The 19,131-nt window shown below is 70.1% G+C and carries 18 protein-coding genes; 6 read left to right on the top strand and 12 right to left on the bottom strand.

Going from position 1 to position 19,131, the window contains the following annotated elements:
* Positions 1-481 precede the first annotated feature (481 nt).
* Together MPE_RS05445 and MPE_RS05440 are read right to left on the bottom strand one after the other, a co-directional pair.
* Positions 482-1,690, bottom strand: a complete 1,209-nt coding sequence (locus MPE_RS05445; protein WP_011828685.1) for a tyrosine-type recombinase/integrase — start codon at positions 1,688-1,690, stop codon at positions 482-484.
* 137 nt (positions 1,691-1,827) lie between these two features.
* The gene (locus tag MPE_RS05440) at positions 1,828-3,441 is read right to left on the bottom strand and encodes an ABC transporter permease (protein ID WP_011828684.1); all 1,614 of its coding nucleotides are present in this window, start codon (positions 3,439-3,441) and stop codon (positions 1,828-1,830) included.
* Positions 3,442-3,557: 116 nt separating this feature from the next.
* Here MPE_RS05440 and MPE_RS05435 point away from each other — a divergent pair, with 116 nt between their 5' ends.
* The 5 genes from MPE_RS05435 (at position 3,558) to rocF (ending at position 8,963) form a co-directional block, all read left to right on the top strand.
* Positions 3,558-4,649 carry an ABC transporter ATP-binding protein gene (locus MPE_RS05435; protein WP_041929554.1) on the top strand — a complete coding sequence of 364 codons (1,092 nt, stop codon included), beginning with the start codon at positions 3,558-3,560 and terminating at the stop codon, positions 4,647-4,649.
* Positions 4,650-4,794: 145 nt separating this feature from the next.
* The gene (locus tag MPE_RS05430) at positions 4,795-6,237 is read left to right on the top strand and encodes a S41 family peptidase (protein WP_011828682.1); all 1,443 of its coding nucleotides are present in this window, start codon (positions 4,795-4,797) and stop codon (positions 6,235-6,237) included.
* A 97-nt stretch (positions 6,238-6,334) separates the two neighbouring features.
* Positions 6,335-7,099 carry a HesA/MoeB/ThiF family protein gene (locus MPE_RS05425; protein WP_011828681.1) on the top strand — a complete coding sequence of 255 codons (765 nt, stop codon included), beginning with the start codon at positions 6,335-6,337 and terminating at the stop codon, positions 7,097-7,099.
* Between the two features lie 9 nt (positions 7,100-7,108).
* Positions 7,109-8,014, top strand: a complete 906-nt coding sequence (locus tag MPE_RS05420) for an LOG family protein (protein ID WP_011828680.1) — start codon at positions 7,109-7,111, stop codon at positions 8,012-8,014.
* Between the two features lie 13 nt (positions 8,015-8,027).
* Entirely contained in the window at positions 8,028-8,963 is a 936-nt protein-coding gene (rocF, locus tag MPE_RS05415) for an arginase (protein WP_011828679.1), read from the top strand.
* Positions 8,964-8,989: 26 nt separating this feature from the next.
* Here the strand turns inward: rocF and MPE_RS05410 are convergent, their stop codons facing one another.
* From MPE_RS05410 to MPE_RS05400, 3 genes are read right to left on the bottom strand one after another with little or no spacing between them, the layout of a single operon-like run.
* The gene (locus MPE_RS05410) at positions 8,990-9,496 is read right to left on the bottom strand and encodes a thermonuclease family protein (RefSeq protein WP_011828678.1); all 507 of its coding nucleotides are present in this window, start codon (positions 9,494-9,496) and stop codon (positions 8,990-8,992) included.
* On the bottom strand, positions 9,493-9,888 hold the full coding sequence (locus MPE_RS05405; RefSeq protein WP_011828677.1) for a YkvA family protein: 396 nt from the start codon (positions 9,886-9,888) through the stop codon (positions 9,493-9,495). The genes MPE_RS05410 and MPE_RS05405 overlap by 4 nt, the downstream gene beginning before the upstream one ends.
* Positions 9,885-10,757, bottom strand: a complete 873-nt coding sequence (locus MPE_RS05400) for a DUF429 domain-containing protein (protein ID WP_049820772.1) — start codon at positions 10,755-10,757, stop codon at positions 9,885-9,887. Before MPE_RS05400 ends, MPE_RS05405 begins: the two co-directional genes overlap by 4 nt.
* Positions 10,758-10,794: 37 nt before the next feature.
* Between MPE_RS05400 and MPE_RS05395 the strand changes: the two genes are divergently transcribed.
* On the top strand, positions 10,795-11,895 hold the full coding sequence (locus MPE_RS05395; RefSeq protein ID WP_049820771.1) for a DUF748 domain-containing protein: 1,101 nt from the start codon (positions 10,795-10,797) through the stop codon (positions 11,893-11,895).
* Positions 11,896-11,918: 23 nt separating this feature from the next.
* On the opposite strand, the gene MPE_RS05390 is transcribed toward MPE_RS05395, so the two are convergent.
* The 7 genes from MPE_RS05390 to nudB all read right to left on the bottom strand — a co-directional run bounded on the left by MPE_RS05390 (position 11,919) and on the right by nudB (position 19,108).
* A complete protein-coding gene (locus MPE_RS05390) occupies positions 11,919-12,812 on the bottom strand; it encodes an EamA family transporter (protein ID WP_011828675.1) in 894 nt (297 codons plus the stop codon).
* Between the two features lie 55 nt (positions 12,813-12,867).
* Positions 12,868-15,099 (bottom strand): TonB-dependent receptor family protein, encoded by a 2,232-nt coding sequence (locus MPE_RS05385; protein WP_011828674.1) that lies wholly within the window; start codon positions 15,097-15,099, stop codon positions 12,868-12,870.
* A gap of 135 nt (positions 15,100-15,234) precedes the next feature.
* Positions 15,235-15,663 carry a BLUF domain-containing protein gene (locus MPE_RS05380; RefSeq protein WP_011828673.1) on the bottom strand — a complete coding sequence of 143 codons (429 nt, stop codon included), beginning with the start codon at positions 15,661-15,663 and terminating at the stop codon, positions 15,235-15,237.
* Between the two features lie 5 nt (positions 15,664-15,668).
* Positions 15,669-16,400, bottom strand: coding sequence for a GTP cyclohydrolase I (gene folE / locus MPE_RS05375; RefSeq protein WP_011828672.1), 732 nt, complete (start codon positions 16,398-16,400; stop codon positions 15,669-15,671).
* Positions 16,401-16,498: 98 nt separating this feature from the next.
* Complete coding sequence (gene clsB, locus MPE_RS05370; protein WP_011828671.1) at positions 16,499-17,812, bottom strand: cardiolipin synthase ClsB; 1,314 nt, start codon at positions 17,810-17,812, stop codon at positions 16,499-16,501.
* A 4-nt stretch (positions 17,813-17,816) separates the two neighbouring features.
* Positions 17,817-18,629: an endonuclease/exonuclease/phosphatase family protein gene (locus MPE_RS05365; protein ID WP_011828670.1), complete on the bottom strand. Its 813-nt coding sequence runs from the start codon at positions 18,627-18,629 to the stop codon at positions 17,817-17,819.
* Entirely contained in the window at positions 18,626-19,108 is a 483-nt protein-coding gene (nudB, locus tag MPE_RS05360) for a dihydroneopterin triphosphate diphosphatase (RefSeq protein ID WP_011828669.1), read from the bottom strand. Before nudB ends, MPE_RS05365 begins: the two co-directional genes overlap by 4 nt.
* Positions 19,109-19,131 lie beyond the last annotated feature (23 nt).

Here is a 19,131-nt window from a genome sequence, read left to right as displayed (position 1 = left end):
TGGCGCCTACCGCCAGGCCGTTCTGCGCGGCAGCGGCCACCTGCACTTGCGTGTCCCGGCTGGCGGGTTGATTGAGCACGAAGGTTTGTCCCCGCTGTCCCCGCCGTGTCCCCGCTCTGTCCCCGTTCGCTGCAACGCAGGCCTACCGACGCCCAGCCCATCACCGGCGCAGCTTGCAGCGACATGGCGGGTTGCTGTCCCCGCTGTCCCCGCTCGATCTGCGCAGCCGGCCCGGTTTTCCGCGCAAGGCGAGTGCCTGCGCGTTCGAACTTGAGCGGATCGGCGCCCTCGCGCATCGCGCCAACACAGCATCCGCCGCTCTTGCGAGCCTGGTGCAAAGACGGCACGCCGCGCGAAAGAGGTTCCGCCCCGCCGCCTACCGCGGCACCGCAACGGCCTTCGGCCAAAGGCCGCTGAGCAGCACAGCAAAAACGAAAACGCCCGGCTTAACCGGGCGTGCCGTCTGCGAGGCGCAGTGCCGTCAGGCCACGCGAGCAGATGACAGCGGGACCACCTTGCCGCTGCGTCGACCATCAAGGTAGTCGGCCCACCACTGCATTAGCTGCGCACGATCCTTCAGGTAGGTCGAGCGGTGATAGGCGGCTCGCACCGCATTGCGCTCCACGTGCGCGAGCTGGCGCTCGATCACGTCGGGTGAATGGCCCGACTCATTGGCCACCGTCGAGAACAGCGCCCGGAAGCCATGTGCCGTGGCGAGGCCCTTGTAGCCCATGCGTGCCAGCGCACTGTTCAGCGTGTTTTCGCTCAGCGGCTTGCCCGGGTAGTAGGGACTTGGGAACACCAGCTCGCGCTCGCCGCTGAGCGGCTGCATCAACTGGAGCACATCGAGCGCTTGCCGAGACAGCGGAACCACGTGAGGGGAGCGCATCTTCATGCGCTCGGCTGGAATGCGCCACTCGGCTGCATCCATGTCGATCTCGTCCCACCGCGCGCCGCGCAGCTCGCCAGGTCGGACGGCGGTGAGCATCAGCAGTCGCAGGGCTGCCGAGGTGGATACGTCGCCGTCATAGGCCGCCAGCTTCTCCAGAAACACCGGCAGATCACGATCGGCCAGCGCGGCGCGGTGCCGCACCTGGCGCGGCTTCAGCAGCTCGCCGGGCTGCAGGTCAAGCATCGGATTGGAGTCGATGCGCTCATGCACCACGGCGAATCGGAAGACGGCCCGGATCCGCTGCAGCACGCGCGCCGCCATGTCGCCAGCTCCACGCGCCTCGATCGCCTTGACGACGGTCGCCACCTCGCGCGGCTTGATCTGCGCCATGGGCCGCGCGCCGAGCTGCGGGAACACGTCCGCCTTGAAAGCCGCCTTGATGCGAGCCAGGGTGACGGCCTCCCAGCTATCGGCCTGGTGCGTGAGCCAGTCCCTCGCCACGGCCTCGAACGTGTTGGACGCCTCGTGCGCGGCCTGCGCCTTGGCTGCCTTGCGCAGCTCGCCCGGATCGCCGCCCTGGTCGAGCACCCTGCGGGCTTCGTCGCGGCGATCGCGCGCGGCACGCAGCGTGACCTCTGGATAAACGCCGAACGCCAGACGCTTCTCTTTCCCACCATGGCGGTACTTCATGCGCCAGTAACGACCGCCCGCGGCCGTCACCTCCAGGTAGAGCCCGCCGCCATCGAAGTGCTTTCCCGACTGAGTCAGCGTCCGCAGTTTCAAGTCAGTCAGCTTCATGCCACTCCTTACCCACCCCGCCCTGGGGGCACATTTGGGGGCACATCGTAGCCCCCTTAGACTAAGAGTGAGCATCCATGCGGCTTTCCGGCCAGAATATCGTTACTGTCGGAGCACCAGCCGCGGCGGGGTGCCGCTCACCGCACCCGCATCGCGCGCGACAGCAGCAGCACCGGAATCAGGCCGACCAGCACGATCGCCAGCGAAGGCAGCGCAGCCTCGGCCAGGCGCTCGTCGCGTGCGAACTGGTAGGCCACCACGGCCAGCGTATCGCTGTTGAAGGGCCGCAGCACCAGCGTGGCCGGCAGCTCCTTCATCACGTCGACGAACACCAGCAGAGCCGCAGCCAGCGCCGAGCGCGTGAGCAGCGGCGCGTGCACGCCGAAGAACAGCCGCCCGCCCCCCGCCCCGAGCGTGCGGGCGGTGTCGTCGAAGCTGGCCGGGATGCGCGCATAGCCCGCCTCCACCGACTGCAGCGCCACCGCCGAGAAGCGCACCAGGTAGGCGTAGAGCAGGCCGCCGATGCTGCCGGTCGCTGCCGCGGTCACCCAGGCGGACGCGCTGGAGCCGGGGGCCGCGGCCTGCACCCAGCCCACCGGCAACAGCAGGCCGACCGCGATCACCGCGCCCGGCACCGCGTAGCCCAGCGACACCAGCCGGGCCAGCGGCCGCACCGCACCGCCGGCGCGTCCCCGCAGCACGAAGGCGAGCAGCACCGCCAGCGCGACGGCGGCGAGTGCCGCGATGGTCGCAAGCTGCAGGCTGGTCCACGCCCAGCCGGCGAAGCGCAGCCAGGGCAGGCCGAACTCGCCATGGCGCGCCTCCAGCCACACCGCGCGCAGCAACACCGCCACCGGCAGCACGAAACCCAGCAGCACCGGCGCTGCACACAGCGAGAAGGCCAGCACGGCGCGCCGGCCGTGCAGCGGAACCGGCCGGCCCTCGCGCGCCGCCGCACCAGCGCGGCTGCTGGCATAGCGCAGCCTCCGCTGCGCACGCCGCTCGGCCCACAACAGCAGCGCAACGACGAGCAGCAGCAAGGTGGCGAGCTGTGCGGCGGCGATGCGGTCGTCCATCGCCAGCCAGGCCTTGTAGATGCCGGTGGTGAAGGTGGTCAGGCCGAAGTAGGAGCCGACGCCGTAGTCCGCCAGGGTCTCCATCAGGGCCAGTGCCACGCCAGCCGCCAGCGCGGGCCGCGCCAGCGGCAGCGCGACGGCGCGCACGCGGCGGCCGAGTCCGGCGCCGAGCAGGCGCGCGGCCTCCATCAGATGCAGGCCGCGCTCCATCAGCGCGCCGCGGGTCAGCAGGTAGACGTAGGGGTAGAGCGCCAGCGTGAACAGCACGATGGCGCCGGGCAGGCTGCGCACGTCGGGCCACAGCGGCCCCTGCGCGCCGGTCAGCGCGCGCAGCGTGGTCTGCAGCGGGCCGCTGTACTGCAGGAAATCGGTGCTGGCATAGGCCAGTACATAGGCCGGCATCGCCAGCGGCAGCAGCAGCGCCCACTCGAAGACGCGCCGCCCGGGGAAGTCGAACAGGCTGACCGCGGCGGCAGTGGCCCCGCCCAGCAGCGCCACGCCGATCGCCACGCCCAGCGCCAGCAGCAGCGAGCTCAAGGCGTAGCCAGGCAGCACCGTGGCAGCCTGGTGACGCAGCAATTCGAGGCTCTGCGCCTGCGGGGCCAGCCAGGCCCCGAACACGCCCAGCAAGGGCAGCGCCAGCAGCGCGCACAGCACGACGGCGAGACGGCGCATGCTCAGTCGAGGCCGCGGTCGGGGGGCCCGCGACGGCCGTGCTCAAGGCGCGGCAGCGGGGCGAATACGGGAATGCGAACGAAATTCATTTGAAGTCAGCTCGCTATCATAGAGGGATGCTGCTGCGTCTCGCCGATGTCTCGATCCGCTACCCGGCGGCGCACCCGGGCGGCGGCGAACGGCCGGCGGTCGACGGCGTGTCCTTCGGTCTGGCCGAGGGCGAGATCGGTGTGCTGATCGGCCCGTCGGGCTGCGGCAAGACTTCGCTGCTGCGTGCCGTCGCCGGCCTGGAGCCGCTGGCCGGCGGCAGCATCTCGCTGGGCGACGAACGGCTCGGCGACGCGGCCACCGGCCGCCACCTCGCACCGGAGCAGCGCCGCATCGGCATGGTGTTTCAGGACTATGCGCTGTTCCCCCATCTCAGCGTGGCGCAGAACGTGGCCTTCGGCCTGCACGACCTGCCGCGGGCGCAGCGCGAGCAACGCGTGGCCGAATTGCTCGACCTGGTGGGCCTGGGCAGTGCCGCGAAGCGCGCGCCGCACCAGCTGTCGGGCGGGCAGCAGCAGCGCATCGCCCTGGCCCGGGCCCTGGCGCCGGCGCCGCGGCTGCTGCTGCTGGACGAACCCTTCTCCAGCCTCGACGTCGATCTGCGCGAACGCCTGGCGCAGGAGCTGCGCGCGATTCTCAAGCGGACCGGCACGACGGCGCTCTTCGTCACCCACGATCAGCTCGAGGCCTTCGCGCTGGGTGACGTGATCGGCGTGATGCACCGGGGCCGCCTCGACCAGTGGGACAGCGCCTACCAGCTCTACCACCGTCCGGCGACACGCTTCGTGGCCGACTTCATCGGGCACGGCGTGTTCGCGCCGGCCCGCATCGTGGACGGCGCCGACGGTCCGCGTGTGCACACCCCCGTGGGCGACCTGAGCGATCTCGAGGAATGCCCGTTGTCCGCCGCCTACCCGGGTGGCGAGTGCGAGGTGCTGCTGCGGGCGGACGACATCGTCCACGACGACAGCTCGCCGGTGAAGGCCCGCATCGAACGCAAGGCCTTCCGCGGCTCCGAGTTCCTGTACACGCTGCAGCTCGCCAGCGGCGAACGCGTGCTCGCCCACGTGCCCTCGCACCACGATCACCAGCTCGGCGAATGGATCGGCATCCGCGCCGAGGTCGACCACGTGGTCACCTTCCCACGCCAGCCGAGCTGAAGGCTGGCCCGCCTGCGCAGCCGGAAGCGTCGGTAAAAGCCTGCAAAGCCTTCCAAACGACGCAACTTTGGGGTCTGGAGCAGACTCACAGCGCAAGTGCCGGTCCTATACTGGACTGCAGCAATCGAAAAGGAACCCGGACGTCATGGGTGCTAAGACAAAAGTGGCTGGCTGGATCGTCGTCGGGGCGGTCGCGGGTGCCTTGACCACGATGCAACTGACCGCGACGGCGCGCAACCCGTCTGCGGCCTTGCCGCTGGAGGAGCTGCAGCAGCTCGCCGCGGTATTCGGCATGGTGAAGAGCGACTACGTCGAACCGGTCGATGAGAAGAAGCTGATCACCGACGCCATCGGCGGCATGGTCGCCGGCCTCGACCCGCACTCCCAGTACTTCGACAAGAAGACCTTCAAGGAATTCCGCGAAGGCACCAGCGGGCGCTTCGTCGGTGTCGGCATCGAGATCGGCATGGAGGACGGGCTGGTCAAGGTGGTCTCGCCGATCGAGGGCTCGCCGGCCTTCCGGGCCGGCGTGAAGAGCGGCGACCTGATCACCAAGATCGACGACAGCTTCGTCAAGGGCCTGACGATGGACCAGGCCGTCAAGAAGATGCGTGGCGAGCCCAACACCAAGGTCGTGCTGACGGTGTTCCGCAAGGCCGAGAGCCGCAGCTTCCCGGTCACCATCACCCGCGAGGAGATCCGCGTGCAGAGCGTGCGCGCGAAGATGATCGAGCCCGGCTATGCCTGGCTGCGCGTGAGCCAGTTCCAGGACCGCACCGTCGAGGATTTCGCCACCAAGCTGGCCGACCTGTACAAGCAGGACCCCAACCTGAAGGGCCTGGTGCTCGACCTGCGCAACGACCCGGGCGGTCTGCTCGAGGCGTCGGTGGCGATCTCGGCCGCCTTCCTGCCCAAGGACGTGACAGTGGTCTCCACGAACGGGCAGATCGCCGAATCGAAGGCCGTGTTCAAGGCCAATCCGGAGTTCTACTCGCGCCGTGGCAGCGACCCGCTGAAGAAGCTGCCCGAGGGGTTGAAGAGCGTGCCGCTGATCGTGCTGGTGAACGAAGGCTCGGCCTCCGCCAGCGAGATCGTCGCCGGCGCCCTGCAGGATCACAAGCGCGCCACGGTGATGGGCAGCCAGACCTTCGGCAAGGGCTCGGTTCAGACGGTGCGCCAGCTTTCGCCCGACACGGCGCTGAAGATCACCACCGCCCGCTATTACACGCCGAGCGGACGCTCGATCCAGGCCACCGGCATCGTGCCCGACGTGTGGCTCGACGAAACTGCCGAAGGCAACGTGTTCGCCGCCATCCGCACCCGCGAGGCTGACCTGGAGAAGCACATCTCCAGTGGCCAGGGCCCGGAGGTCAAGGACCCGGCGCGCGAGAAGGCCCGAGAGGAAGCGCTGAAGAAGCTGGAAGAGGCGAACGGCAAGGACAAGGACAAGGCGCCCAAGCCGCTGCCCGAGTTCGGCAGCGCCGAGGACTTCCCGTTGCAGCAGGCGCTGAATCGCCTGAAGGGCAAGACGGTGCTGGCCTCGAAGACGCAGACCGAGCGCAAGCCCGAGGACACCAAGACCAACTGACGGAGCGCCCTCTCGGGGTCCCAAGCGAAGAGCCCGCCATGGCGGGCTCTTCGCATTGCGCGGCGCCGCAGGAAGCCCGCGACGCTATCCTCGCGCCATGAACGACGACCAGCTGCTGCGCTACAGCCGCCACATCCTGCTCGACGAGATCGGCATCGAGGGCCAGCAGCGCCTCCTCGACGGTCATGCGCTGGTCATCGGTGCCGGCGGGCTGGGCTCGCCAGCCCTGCTGTACCTGGGCACGGCCGGGGTCGGAACGATCACCGTGGCCGACCATGACACGGTGGACCTGACCAACCTGCAGCGTCAGATCGTCCACGACATGGCGCGCATCGGCATGCCGAAGGCGGAATCAGCCGCCCGCAGCATCGCTGCCATCAACCCCGCGGCGCGAGTCCGGGCCCTGACCGAGCGCGCCGACGCCGCGCGGCTCGACGCCCTGGTGCGCGAGGCCGACGTGGTGCTCGACTGCAGCGACAACTTCGCGACGCGCCACGCGGTCAATCGGGCCTGCGCCGTGCACCGCAAGCCGCTGGTGGCCGGCGCGGCGATCCGCTTCGATGGCCAGATCTCGGTCTACGACGTGCGCGACGCCGCCAGCCCCTGCTACGCCTGCCTGTTCCCCGAGGACAGCGCCTTCGAAGAAGTGCGCTGCTCCACGATGGGCGTGTTCGCGCCGCTGGTCGGCATCATCGGCAGCATGCAGGCGGCCGAGGCGCTGAAGCTGCTGGCCGGCATCGGGCCGACGCTGGCGGGACGGCTGCAGATGCTCGACGGCCGAGCGATGGAATGGACCGAGATCCGCCTCGCCCGCCGCGCCGACTGCCCGGTGTGCGGGCCGCACCGCGGGCCTGCGGGTTAAGCTGGGCGCATGGACGACACGACCCACGATCTGCGCGCACGCAATTTCCCCTCGGCCCAAGAAGACGTGGCCGCGGTCACGCCGGCCTCGCGCTATGCCGGCCCCGAAAGCGCCTACCGTCTGGCCTTCGACGACAAGGATTTCCTGCTGCGCGAGGAACTGCGCCCGGTGCGCATGCAGCTCGAGCTGCTCAAGCCCGAGCTGGTGCAGCGCGAGCACCGCATCGAATCGACCATCGTGATCTTCGGCAGCGCGCGCATCCTGCCGCGCGACGAGGCGCTGCAGCGCGTCGCTGCAGCGCAGGCGCTGGGCGACGCCGATGCGCTCAAGCGCGCCGAGATGCAGCTGGCCATGTCGCATCACTACGAAGAAGCACGGCGCTTCGCCGGCATCGTGACGACGGCCTCGAAGCAGCTCGACGAGCCGATCGCCGTCGTCACTGGCGGCGGGCCCGGCATCATGGAGGCCGGCAACCGCGGCGCCTTCGAGACCGACGGCCCGAGCATCGGCCTCAACATCGTGCTGCCGCACGAGCAGGCGCCCAACGACTACATCACGCCGGAGCTGTGCTTCCAGTTCCACTACTTCGCGCTGCGCAAGATGCACTTCCTGATGCGCGCGATCGCGCTGGTGTGCTTCCCCGGCGGCTTCGGCACGCTCGACGAGACCTTCGAGGCGCTGACGCTGATGCAGACCGGCAAGATCCGCCGTCGACCGGTGCTGCTGTTCGGTCGCGAGTTCTGGACCAAGCTGATCAATTTCGACCTGTTGGTCGGCACCGGCATGATCAATGCCGAGGATCTGAAGCTGTTCCACTTCGTCGAGAGCGCCGAAGAGGCCTGGGGCGTGATCGAGCGCCACTACGGGCTCGACGCGCTCGACACCCAGACCGGCGCCTTCGCGGAAGACGTCTGACACCGGAGAGCCCATGAGCGCCGACCTCCGCCGCCTCGCGCCGCTGATCTCTCTGATCGGTGCGCCCACCGACATCGGCGCCGGCGCGCGCGGTGCGTCGATGGGTCCGGAAGCGCTGCGCGTGGCCAACCTGCAGAGCACGCTGGAGGCGCACGGCCTGGAGGTGGTCGACCGCGGCAACCTTGCAGGACCCCGCAACCCCTGGCTGCCGCCGACCGAGGGCTACCGCCACCTCGCCGAGGTGGTGGCATGGAATACCGCGGTGCACGAAGCGGTGCATGCCGAGCTCGGCCTGGGGCGGTTGCCCATCCTGCTGGGCGGCGACCACTGCCTCGCGATCGGCAGCATCAGCGCGGTGGCGCGCCACTGCCGCGAGGCGGGCAAGAAGCTGCGCGTGCTGTGGCTCGATGCGCACGCCGACTTCAACACCAACGTGCTCACGCCCACCGGCAACGTGCATGGCATGCCGGTCGCGTGCCTGTGCGGCCGCGGCCCGCAGGCGCTGATCGAGATCGGTGGCCAGGTGCCGGCGATCAATCCGAAGTGGGTGCGCCAGATCGGCATCCGCAGCGTCGACGCCGGCGAGCGGCGGCTGGTGCACGAGGTCGACCTCGAGGTGTTCGACATGCGCTACATCGACGAGATGGGCATGCGCCACACGATGGAGCTCGCGCTCGCGACGCTGGACGCCAACACTCACCTGCACGTGAGCTTCGACGTCGACTTCCTCGATCCGCCCATCGCGCCCGGCGTCGGCACCACCGTCAATGGCGGCCCGACCTACCGCGAGGCGCAGCTGTGCATGGAAATGATCGCCGACACCGGCCGCCTCGCCTCGCTCGACGTGATGGAACTGAACCCGGCCTTCGACGTGCGCAATGCGACAGCGGTGCTTGCGGTGGACCTGGTGGAGTCGCTGTTCGGCAAGAGCACGTTGATGCGAAAGTAGTCGCCGTCTCGCGGGCGGCCGATCTGTCAGTCACAGGGCCCATGGCGCCGCCGAAAATCGCGCGGCAGTTCGGGATTCGGCGCGGCGAACAGGCCCCGCCCCGCAGCGCGGGCCCGTTGCTCCTGGCCGGCGTAGGGGCCCGGGTCGCGGCCGTAGCGAGCCGACCATGCGTGCCCCTCGGCGACCAGCCAGGCGCCCACATCCTGGTCACCCAGCCACAGCGTCCCGAGCGCACGGCCATGCATGTCGGTCGCGCGCCGCCGCACCGTAACGTGGCGATCCCGCACGCGCGCTGCCAGCGCGGCGCCGGCTTCGCTGCCATGCGGCTGGCAGCGTTCCGGCGCGTCCAAGCCCACCAGACGCAGCTTCACGGGCTTGCGGCGAGCCTGCTGGCCGTCGCTCGCGTCGGGCCTCACCCAGACCGTGTCGCCGTCGGTGATGCGCGTGACCACGCCCTCGAAACGGACCTCGTCGGCCATCGCGCCACCGGTCGCCCCCATCCATGCGACCAGCCAGGCGATCAACAGCCTCATGGCGCACCCCAGGTGCGCCACGCCCACCACGCCAGCAAGCCGCCGCACAGCAGCCACACCGCGGCGATCAGCAACACGCCCCACAGCATCTTGGGCACGCGTTCCCCACTGGCCTCGGCCTCGCGCAGCCGGGCCTGCCACAGTGCATCGGGGGTCAGCTTGACGGCCAGTGCGACCCCCAGCGGCAGCAGCACCAGTTCGTCGAGCATCCCCAGCACCGGGATGAAATCAGGGATCAGATCGATCGGGCTCAGCGCGTAGGCGATCACCAGGATGGCGATGAGCTTGGGCGCGCGCGGCGTGTCCGGGTGCTTGAACAGCTTCCACAGTGCCAGCAGGTAGATCGCGAGCCGCGCCCGGTTCGCCCGGCCGAACAAGGGGCCGAGCTTCATGCCGCGCTCCTGGCATCGGCAGCCCAGGGCGCGGTAACGATCCAGCCTTCCAGCGGATCGATCACCGGCGGCAAGCCGTGGTTCGGCTGCGTTGCGGCCCATGCGGCCTGCAGCATGCAGAGCACGGCGTCGAGGCGGTCGCCGCGCGCGTCGGCCACCAGTTCTTCGCGCTGCGCATGGCGCAGCTTAAGCCGCAAGCCCAGCCGCGACCGGCCCTGCTCCAGCGCGTCGACCAGGTCCTTGCGGGCGATCAGGCGTTCGGGTGTCTGTTTCGCGCGTTCGTCGCTCTTGTACGAGCGTGCGCCGATCAACTCGCGCGCCAGCAGCCCGGGGTAGGCCTCGAGCGCCACGCGCTGCGGATCGCCGGCATGCAGACCGGCCAGCGTCACGCCCGCCTCCACGAGCCGTGGCACCCCCGCGTGCAGCATGTAGGCGACCGGCGGGTTGACCCACTTCATCGACGGGCTCGACCCGGCGGGGCCATCGGTGGCGCGGTGAGCAAACTTGGACCCGGCGGGCCGGGCCGCGCAGAAGGCCGCGAAACGCTCGCGGATCTCGCTGCGCGGCAGCGCCGCATAGAGACGCAGCATCGGCAGCCAGGCCTGCGGCCAGCCCAGTTCGGTGACCAGTTCGCGCGGCAGGCCGAACGGCAGGTCGAAGGCCCCCAGCCAGGGACCGGGCCGCTGCAGCAGGGCCGAGAAGGCGGAAAGATCGGGCAGCAGCTCGATCGCATCGAGACGCAGCAGGTGGCCGTCGGCATGGCCTCGCGCCAGCACGATGGGCTTGTGCCGCGTGGGCGCGCTGCTGAAGTCGACACCCAGCAAAGGCAGGGGCACGACGGCGGCGGGAGGTGAAGGGGGTGCTGACATGGACGCTGGGACTCTACCGGCCCGCGACAATCCCGGCATGCCGACTGCCACCGAGCCTCTGCCCCGCCCTGCCCCGCGTCGACTGGCGCGCGGCCTGCTGATCGGTCTGGCCGTCGTGCTGACTGCCTTGGCAGTGGTCTGGCAGCTGGCGGCACACCGGCTGCAGCAGGAACTGGTGGCTGCCCTCGGCCCGCGCAGCGAGGTAGGCTCGGTCGGCCTCGCCTGGGGCGGCGTCGAGATCCGCGGCCTGCGCATCGCCGCCGCGCCGGGCAGCGGCTGGCCGGCGGCCGACGAACTGCGTGCACCCCGCATGGTGGTGGCGCCGGACCTGTGGTCCGCGCTGCGCGGACGCATCGGCGTGCACAGCGTGCGCATCGAGGACGGCTACATCTCGCTGCTGCGGGGCCGCGACGGCCAGATGCAGGTGCTGCCCGCGCTGCTGGGTCGGCGCGAGCGAGCCGGGGCCGAGCGTCGCGGCGGCAGCCTGCCTGCAGTGCGCATCGGCGACGTGCAGTTGCGCGGGACCGAGATCGCGTTCTACGACGCCTCGGTGAGCCGGCCGCCGCTGGCCCTGCGGCTGGTGGACATGCAGGCGAGCATCGGGCCGCTCGCGCTGCCGGCGCTGGATGGGGCGACGCAGATCGACATCACCGCCGGGGTCCGCGGCGCGCGGGCAGGCCAGGAGGGCCGGCTCGAGCTGCACGGCAGCGTGACCGGTGCCTCCCGCGATGCCGCTCTGAAGCTCAGCCTGCGCCGCGTCGATCTGCTCGCACTGCAGCCCTACGTGAACCAGGTGGCCCAAGGCGGCGTGAAGCGCGGCACGCTCGATCTCGATCTGGCGCCCACCGTGAAAAGCCAGCAGCTGCACGCGCCGGGGCACATGACGCTGAGCCAGCTGGAACTCGGTGACGGCAACTTCGCCGGCCTGCCACGCAAGGCCATGCTGGCCTTCATGAGCCGGCACGACCGCATCGAACTCGAGTTCACGCTGGAAGGCCGGCTCGACGACCCGGCGTTCTCGCTCAACGAGAACTTCGCGACGCGCGTCGCCTCGGCACTGGGCAACGTGGTGGGTCTGAGCGTGGAAGGCGTGGTCGAAGGCGTGGGCAGTGTCGTGAAGGGGCTGTTCGGGCGTTGAGCCATCCCGAATGTGCAGCGCGGTCAGCCGAGGGCCAGACCCGCCACGCCCAGTGCGATGAACGCCGCCCCGACCAGCCGCCAGCCCAGTTCGCCCTCGCCCAGCAGCCGGCCGCCCAGCAGCGCCGCGAACAGCATCGACACCTCGCGGGCCGGCGCTACATGCGACAGCGGCGCGAGCTGCATCGCGTACAGCACCATCACGTAGGCCGCCGGGCTGAGTACCGCCACCGCCAGGGCGTGACGCCACTGCGCTCGCCACGCGGACCGCAGCGCCGCGCGGTCGCGCAGCAGCGGCAGCATGAACGGAATGCGCAGCAGGTTGCCGAAGTAGTCCACCAGGATCGGCGACACCGCCAGCAGCTTCACCGCCGCGCCGTCGATCAGCGTGTAGGCGGCGATGGTCGCGCCGGTCGCAGCGCCCCAGCCGAGACCGGCGCGCACGCGCTGCGATGCCGTGTCGCCGTCACCATCGCGGCCCCTCAGGGCCTGCAGCAGCCGCGGCCCACCGGCGATCAGCACGATGCCGACCGTCACCGCCAGGACACCGGCCGCACCGACCGCCGACAGGGATTCGCCGAGCAGCAGCACGGCGCCCAGCGCCGACAGCAGCGGCCCGGTGCCACGCGCAACCGGGTAGACGACCGTGAGATCCGATGCCCGGTAGCCCCGCAGCAGGACCGTGAAGTAGGCCAGGTGCGTCAGGCCGCTGGCCAGCACCGCAGCCCAGGCCAGCAGGCCCCAGCGCGGCAGTTCGTCCCAGGCCACCCACAGGCCGACGGGCGCCCACAGCACCGCCACCATCAGCGCTGTCAGCAGCACGAAGCGCTGGTCACCTCCTGCACGCTTGGCAACGAGATTCCACAGCGCATGCAGCAGCGCGGCGGTCAGAACCAGAGCAAGGGCGGAGGCAGGCAAACGGCGGGTCGTACGAGTCGGGAAGCCCCGACTTTAGCGTCGCCGCCGGCTCAGCTCAGAACGCCTGCCGCCACTTCACCGACAGCAGCCAGTTGCGCGGCATGCCAGGCTCGAAGAAACGGCCGTTGCCGTCGTTGACGATCACGCTGCCGGCGTATTCGCGGTCGAACAGGTTGTCCACGCGCACCAGCGCGTCGATCCGGCTGCCTTCGGCCAGCTTCCAGCTCTGGGTGGCACGCAGGGCCCAGGTGGCCCAGGTGCCGGCGAAGTCGGTGTTGCGGTCGTTGACGGCCACCTCGTCCTGCGCCCGCAGCTCGGCGGCGAGCTCGGTCGTCGACGTGCCGAAGGGCCGCCACGCCAGCTCGGCGAAGGCGCTGCGCGGGCTGGTGCCGGCGATGCGGTTGCCGGCCGGCACGGTCGCCTGGTTGCCAGGGTTGGCGCCGTTGCAGGGCACGGCGGTGCAGGTGACGAAGGCGTCGTCGTAGGTCGCCGACAGCCAGGTCAACGCCAGCGCGGTGCGCCAGTTCGGGGTGATGCTCCAGCCCGCACCCAGCTCAACGCCGCGCCGCGTGGTCGAGCCGACGTTCTGGAAGGTGGAGCGGCCACCGGCGTTGGTCGCCACGCCGATCTCGTCGTCGGTACGCGCCTCGAACACGGCGAAGTCCGCAGCCAGGCCACGCGCATCGTTGCGCCACTTTGCGCCGAGCTCGATCTGCTTGCTGGTCTGCGCCTTCAGGCCGTTGTTGAAGCCGCTGCCGCCGTCGGGACGGTAGGCCAGCTCGCCGAAGGTCGGTGATTCGAAGCCCTCGCCGGCGCTGACATAGAAGTTCCAGTCCGGCAGGCCGCGCCACTGCACTGCGGCGACCGGGTTGGTGTAGCTGTACTTCAGCGAGCCCGAGTCGTCGCCATTGAGGCCGGACACATAGTGATCCTCCGCCTCGAAGCGCACGCGGCCGCTGCGCACGCCGAGCGTCGCCACCCAGTCCTTGACGAACTCCAGCTCGCCCTGCGCGTAGACGTCGGTGGTCTTCACGGTGTTCTTCTCGTCGCGGCGCTGGTTGCCGGTGACGCCGAGCGCCGTGGGGGCCAGCGGATCGCCGAGGAAGTTCTCGTAACCGCGGCGGTCCTCGGTGCTGCGTTCCAGCGCCGCGCCGGCCACGAACTGGGCGCTGCGGTCGCCGTCCAGCGTCCAGCGCCAGATCAGCCGGCCATCCAGGCCCTGGTAGTCGCGATCGAAGTCGATCACGCCGCCGGGGTGGCGGTCGGTGTTCGGCGGCGGTGTCGGGTTGCGCTGGGTCAGGACGGGGATCGATTGCCACTGGGTGACCGACCGCTGGCCGAAATAGGCGGTGACGGCACTCTCGCTCAGCGCACCGAGGTCCGCGAAGCGATGCCGCCAAGTGGCACCGATCTGCTCCTGCTGCGCGGTCTTGCGGGTGTTGAACTGGGTCGCCACCGTGGCCGTCTGGCGCGGATCGGCGTCGAACTGCGCACGGTTCAGGCCCAGCGGATCGTCGGCGGGTTGGTCGACGTGGTTGACGCTGACGACCACGGTGTCGCGCTCGCCGGTCCAGCCCAGCCGCAGGTTGGCCAGCGTGCGGCGGGCGCTGCTTTGCGGACGGAAACCGTCATAGTCGAGATAGCTCGCGCCGAAGCGCAGGTCGAAGCCGCGGCCCGGCTCGTCGCCGAGCGGCGCCTGCACCGTCACGCGCCCCTGGCGCAGGCCGAAGCGGCCGATGTCCGCACCGAGCTCGCCATAGCGCTCGCGCACCGGCTGGCTCACCAGCGCGATGACGCCGCCCGAGCTGTTGCCGTAGAGCGCGCTGAACGGACCGCGCAGCACCTCGACGCGCTGCGCGCCGGCGAGGTCGAAGTGCGACACCTGCCCCTGGCCGTCGGGCATGGTCGCGGGAATGCCGTCGCTGTACAGGCGCATGCCGCGCACGCCGAAGGTCGAACGGGCGCCGTAGCCGCGTGAGTTGATCTGCAGGTCCTGTGCGTAGTTGTTGCGGTTCGCCACCGTCAGGCCCGGCACCCGCGCCATCGCCTCCGACAGGTTGATCATCGGGCCCGCGTTGCGCAGCGCCTCCTCGTCCACCGTGCCCACCGAGTACGGGGTGTCGAAGGCGCGCTGCTCGAAGCCCTTGCCGGTGACGACCACCGGCGCGAGCGTCCCGCTCGCCGCGTCCTGCGCCTGGGCGAACGGCGCTGCACCGATCAGCGCGCAGGCGGCGACCACCGGGTTCACCCGCAGCCGGGAAAGGGCGGGACGCTGGGCTGACGACATGAATACTCCTGAAGATGTCCGGTGAATGCGAAAGCGCGCGGACTCTACCTTCAGGAACACCCCTGCCCAATAGAGAAAATCTGCAAAAGGGATCGGGGATGATGCGGAGCAACCAGACGGCAGCAGCCTGCCGCCCTAGCCCGCTCGGCCGATGATCGACGCCGTCGCGATCAGTTCCTCGAGCAGGGCCATCGAGACCTTGCCGGACACGGTGAACGGGTCGAGTGCCGGGCGCTCGCTGTACTTCAGCACGATCGATGGGTTGATCTTGGCCAGGTTGACTTGGCCCATCGTCCAGCCCGCGAAGCGCCGCTCGGTCACTTCCTCGAAGTGAAGCACCGCGATGTCGCGGTGGCGCGGGTCGCGCACGATCTGCGCGTAGAGGCTGTTGACGACGTCACGGCCACCTTCGAGCACCTGCATGAAGACATCGCCGCCATGGCACAGGATGCCGGTGATGCCGAGCGCCGGGTTGTGTGCCCGGCACTGGGCCAGGATGCCCTCGATGATCTCCGGCGTCACCGGCCCGGCGGCGCGGCTCGCGTACAGAAGACGCACCAGCATGGTCGTCAGCCCTTCTTGTTGTTGACCAGCGAGAGGAACTCGCGTCGCAGGTTGGCGTCCTTCAGGAACACGCCACGCATCACGCTGTTGATCATCTTGGAGTCCAGGTCACGCACGCCGCGCCATTGCATGCAGAAGTGGTCGGCCTCCATCACGATCGCCAGGCCGTCGGGGCTCATCTTGTCCTGCAGCAGATCGGCCACCTGGGTCACGGCCTCCTCCTGGATCTGCGGCCGGCTCATGATCCACTCGGTAAGACGCGCGTACTTGGAAAGACCGATCAGGTTGGAGTGCTCGTTGGGCATCACACCGATCCACACCCGACCCATGATCGGGCAGAAATGGTGCGAGCAGGCGCTCCGCACGGTGATCGGGCCGATGATCATCAGCTCGTTCAGGTGCTCGACGTTCGGGAACTCGGTGACCGCCGGCTCGTGCACGTAGCGGCCCTTGAAGACCTCGTTCAGGTACATCTTGGCGACGCGGCGCGCGGTGTCCTGGGTGTTGTGGTCGCTCTCGGTGTCGATCACCAGGCTGTCGAGCACGCCGCGCATCTTGCCGGCCACTTCGTCGAGCAACTGCTCCAGCTCGCCCGGCTCGATGAACTCGGCGATGTTGTCGTTGGCGTGGAAACGCTCGCGCTGCGACTTGATTCGCTCGCGGATCTTGACGGAAACCGGCACGCCTTCGTCGTCGGGCACGGCACGGAGGCTGGGCAGGGTGTGGGGAGCGTTCATCGGAGCATCTCGCGCGGGGCGAGCAGCGACTGCGGTCGACTAGCTTAACGTTTGTCGGATCGCCCTGGCGGCCGGCGGTATTCCCGGCCACCGCCGGCTCAGTAGCGCCCGCCGGCGCCGGCTGCGCGCAGGTAGAGCCGGGCCACCCAGGCGACGAAGCCCCGGCGCAGCCAGCGCCGCCAGCCGGCCACCGGCACCGGTGCGGTGATCTCGCGCGAGACGGCGAAGTCGCGGTCCAGCTCGCGCGACAGGGTGGCCGCGAAGCCGCGGTCATCGACGATCACGTTCGCCTCCAGGTTGACCAACAGCGACAGCGGGTCGATGTTGGAACTGCCCACCGTGGCCCAGCGCTGATCGACCAGCGCCACCTTCGCGTGCAGGAAGGCCGGGGTGTACTCGAACACCGCCACGCCGTGCGCCAGCAGTTCGTCATACAACGCCTGCGCCGCCAGCGCGGCGAAGCGATAGTCGGCTTTTCCCTGGAGCAGCAGCCGCACACGCACGCCGCGCCGCGCCGCGGCCAGCAGCGCGCGGCGGAACTCGAAGCCGGGGTAGAAGTAGGCTGACACGATGTCGATGCGCTGCTGCGCACGGCGCAGCGCGTCGATGTAGCTGCGCTCGATGCTGCGGCGCTGGCTGAGGTTGTCGCGCACCACGAAGGCGACTCGCACCGGCTGCAGCGCACCGGCGCCGAAGCCTCCTGGCGAGCCGCGCCGCACCGCGATGCGCAGGCGTCGCAGCAGGCGGCGCGCGCGCGCCATCGGCTGGCTGCTGCGCGCGATCTGTCGCACCTCGTCACGCCAGTCGCGACCGAAGGCGGCACGCGTCCACATCGCGCGGGCCGTCTGCTCGACCGGCCCGACCACCGCGCCCCGCACACGCACCGCGTAGTCGAGCCGCGGGGTGTCGCCCCAGCCGTGGTTGAGGTCGTGGCGGTCGTCGAGCACGTTGATGCCGCCGACGAAGCCGACCTGCCCGTCGACCACGCAGAGCTTCTGGTGCAGGCGGCGCAGCTGGCCGGGCTGCAGCCAGTTCCACCAGCGCTGCGTCGGCCGGAACACGGCCAGCGCCACGCCCGCGGGCTCGAGCCGCTCGCGCAGCGCCGCCAGCGCATGCAGCGAACCGAAGCCGTCCACCACCACGCGGACGCGCACGCCGCGCCGGGCCGCCGCGACGAGCGCCGCCGACACGGCCTGCGCCGCGACGTCGTCGCCATAGATGTAGGTGGCGAGCCAGACCTCGTGCGTGGCGTGGCCGATCGACTCGATCATGGCCGGGAACAGCGCATCGCCGCCACGCAGCAACTGCACCTCGTTGCCGCCGCTGAACACGGCCCGGGCATGGGCATACCAGGCCAGGGCCTCGGACAGCACGGGGTCGTCCGGCGGCGGGGCGCCGGCCGGAGCGGTCATGCCCTCACGCCTCCAGCGGCTCGAACTCGGCCACCAGCGGCAGATGGTCCGACATGCGGGCCCACGTGGCACCACGCGGCACGAAGGTCGACACGCAACGCCAGCCGCGGGTGTAGACGCGATCCAGCGCGAACACCGGCGCCAGCGACGGAAACGTCAGGCTGCGCTGCAGCCCCTTGGCCGACGGCGCCACGGCGCGCCGGAGACCGGCCTCCTGCATCGCACCGTCGAGGCGTTCGCCCCAGTCGTTGAAGTCGCCGGCCACGAGCAGCGGCACGGCGGGATCGAGCTCCTGCCGCACGAAGGCTGCGAGACGCTGCACCTGCCGCAGGCGGCTCGAGTGGCTGAGGCCGAAATGGGCGACGATGGTGTCGACCGCCCGCCCCTGCCAATTGACCTGCACGTGCAGCAGCCCGCGCTGCTCGAAGCGATGGTCCGACACGTCGTGGTGGTTCGGCTCACCGATCGACCAGCGCGACAGCAGCGCATTGCCGTGCTCGCCGTGGCGCGTGATGGCGTTGGTGCGGTAGGCCACGTCGTAGCCTTCCGGCGCCAGGAACTCGGCCTGCCCCTGCTGTGGCCAGCCGAACGACGTGCGGTCGAAGCGCCGCGCGTCGCGCTTGTGAAAGCGCCGCACTTCCTGCAGGCACACCAGGTCGGCGTCCAGCGCCTCGATCGCGAGCCCGAGGTTGTGGATCTCCAGCCGCTTGGCCGGGCCGACGCCACGCACCCCCTTGTGGATGTTGTAGGTGGCCACGCGCAGCCGCCGCTCGTCGCCCGAGGCCGGCGGCAGCACCGAGGACTGCAGCGGGTTCATGCTCCACCCTGCCAAAGCCGCGGCAGCTGCAGCACGGCCTCGGCATTCGAAGGGGAGAAGCAGCGGTCGGCCGCCTCCTGGTACGGCAGCCACACGTGACGAAGGTGCTCGCGCGGTGCCAGACGGATCGCGATGTCGCGCGGCACCGTGAGCCCGAACACATGTTCGGTGTTGTGGGTCACTCCCGGCGCGTAGCGGTGGCGCCAGACCGGGTAGATCTCATAGACATTGGAGAGCCGCCAGTCGCGCAGCGCGGCCGCAGGCACCTCGCGCGACCCGACCTCGATGCCGGTTTCCTCCGCCACCTCGCGGACGCAGGTCTCCAGCAGGGTCTCGCCAGCGGTGTCCTTGGAGCCGGTGACGCTCTGCCAGAAGCCCGGATGGTCGGCCCGCTCGATCAGCAGGACCTCGAGCGCCGGGGTGTGGATCACCACGAGCACGGATTCGGGGATCTTGTACGGGCGGGATGGCGTCGTCACGTCGTGGGAGGCGGGCGAAAAAA

Source organism: Methylibium petroleiphilum PM1 (genome assembly GCF_000015725.1).
GTDB lineage: Bacteria > Pseudomonadota > Gammaproteobacteria > Burkholderiales > Burkholderiaceae_C > Methylibium > Methylibium petroleiphilum.
This window is presented reverse-complemented; position numbering and strand designations above follow the sequence as displayed.

Coding starts and splice junctions, on each gene's coding strand:
- MPE_RS05380 (WP_011828673.1), bottom strand. CDS start 15,663: ATGCTGGTGCGTCTTCTGTACGCGAGCCGCGCCGCCGGGCCGGTGACG.
- clsB (WP_011828671.1), bottom strand. CDS start 17,812: ATGACCGCTCCGGCCGGCGCCCCGCCGCCGGACGACCCCGTGCTGTCC.
- MPE_RS05400 (WP_049820772.1), bottom strand. CDS start 10,757: ATGTCAGCACCCCCTTCACCTCCCGCCGCCGTCGTGCCCCTGCCTTTG.
- MPE_RS05435 (WP_041929554.1), top strand. CDS start 3,558: ATGCTGCTGCGTCTCGCCGATGTCTCGATCCGCTACCCGGCGGCGCAC.
- MPE_RS05445 (WP_011828685.1), bottom strand. CDS start 1,690: ATGAAGCTGACTGACTTGAAACTGCGGACGCTGACTCAGTCGGGAAAG.
- MPE_RS05395 (WP_049820771.1), top strand. CDS start 10,795: ATGCCGACTGCCACCGAGCCTCTGCCCCGCCCTGCCCCGCGTCGACTG.
- MPE_RS05365 (WP_011828670.1), bottom strand. CDS start 18,629: ATGAACCCGCTGCAGTCCTCGGTGCTGCCGCCGGCCTCGGGCGACGAG.
- MPE_RS05440 (WP_011828684.1), bottom strand. CDS start 3,441: ATGCGCCGTCTCGCCGTCGTGCTGTGCGCGCTGCTGGCGCTGCCCTTG.
- MPE_RS05420 (WP_011828680.1), top strand. CDS start 7,109: ATGGACGACACGACCCACGATCTGCGCGCACGCAATTTCCCCTCGGCC.
- rocF (WP_011828679.1), top strand. CDS start 8,028: ATGAGCGCCGACCTCCGCCGCCTCGCGCCGCTGATCTCTCTGATCGGT.
- MPE_RS05430 (WP_011828682.1), top strand. CDS start 4,795: ATGGGTGCTAAGACAAAAGTGGCTGGCTGGATCGTCGTCGGGGCGGTC.
- MPE_RS05405 (WP_011828677.1), bottom strand. CDS start 9,888: ATGAAGCTCGGCCCCTTGTTCGGCCGGGCGAACCGGGCGCGGCTCGCG.
- MPE_RS05410 (WP_011828678.1), bottom strand. CDS start 9,496: ATGAGGCTGTTGATCGCCTGGCTGGTCGCATGGATGGGGGCGACCGGT.
- MPE_RS05385 (WP_011828674.1), bottom strand. CDS start 15,099: ATGTCGTCAGCCCAGCGTCCCGCCCTTTCCCGGCTGCGGGTGAACCCG.
- folE (WP_011828672.1), bottom strand. CDS start 16,400: ATGAACGCTCCCCACACCCTGCCCAGCCTCCGTGCCGTGCCCGACGAC.
- MPE_RS05425 (WP_011828681.1), top strand. CDS start 6,335: ATGAACGACGACCAGCTGCTGCGCTACAGCCGCCACATCCTGCTCGAC.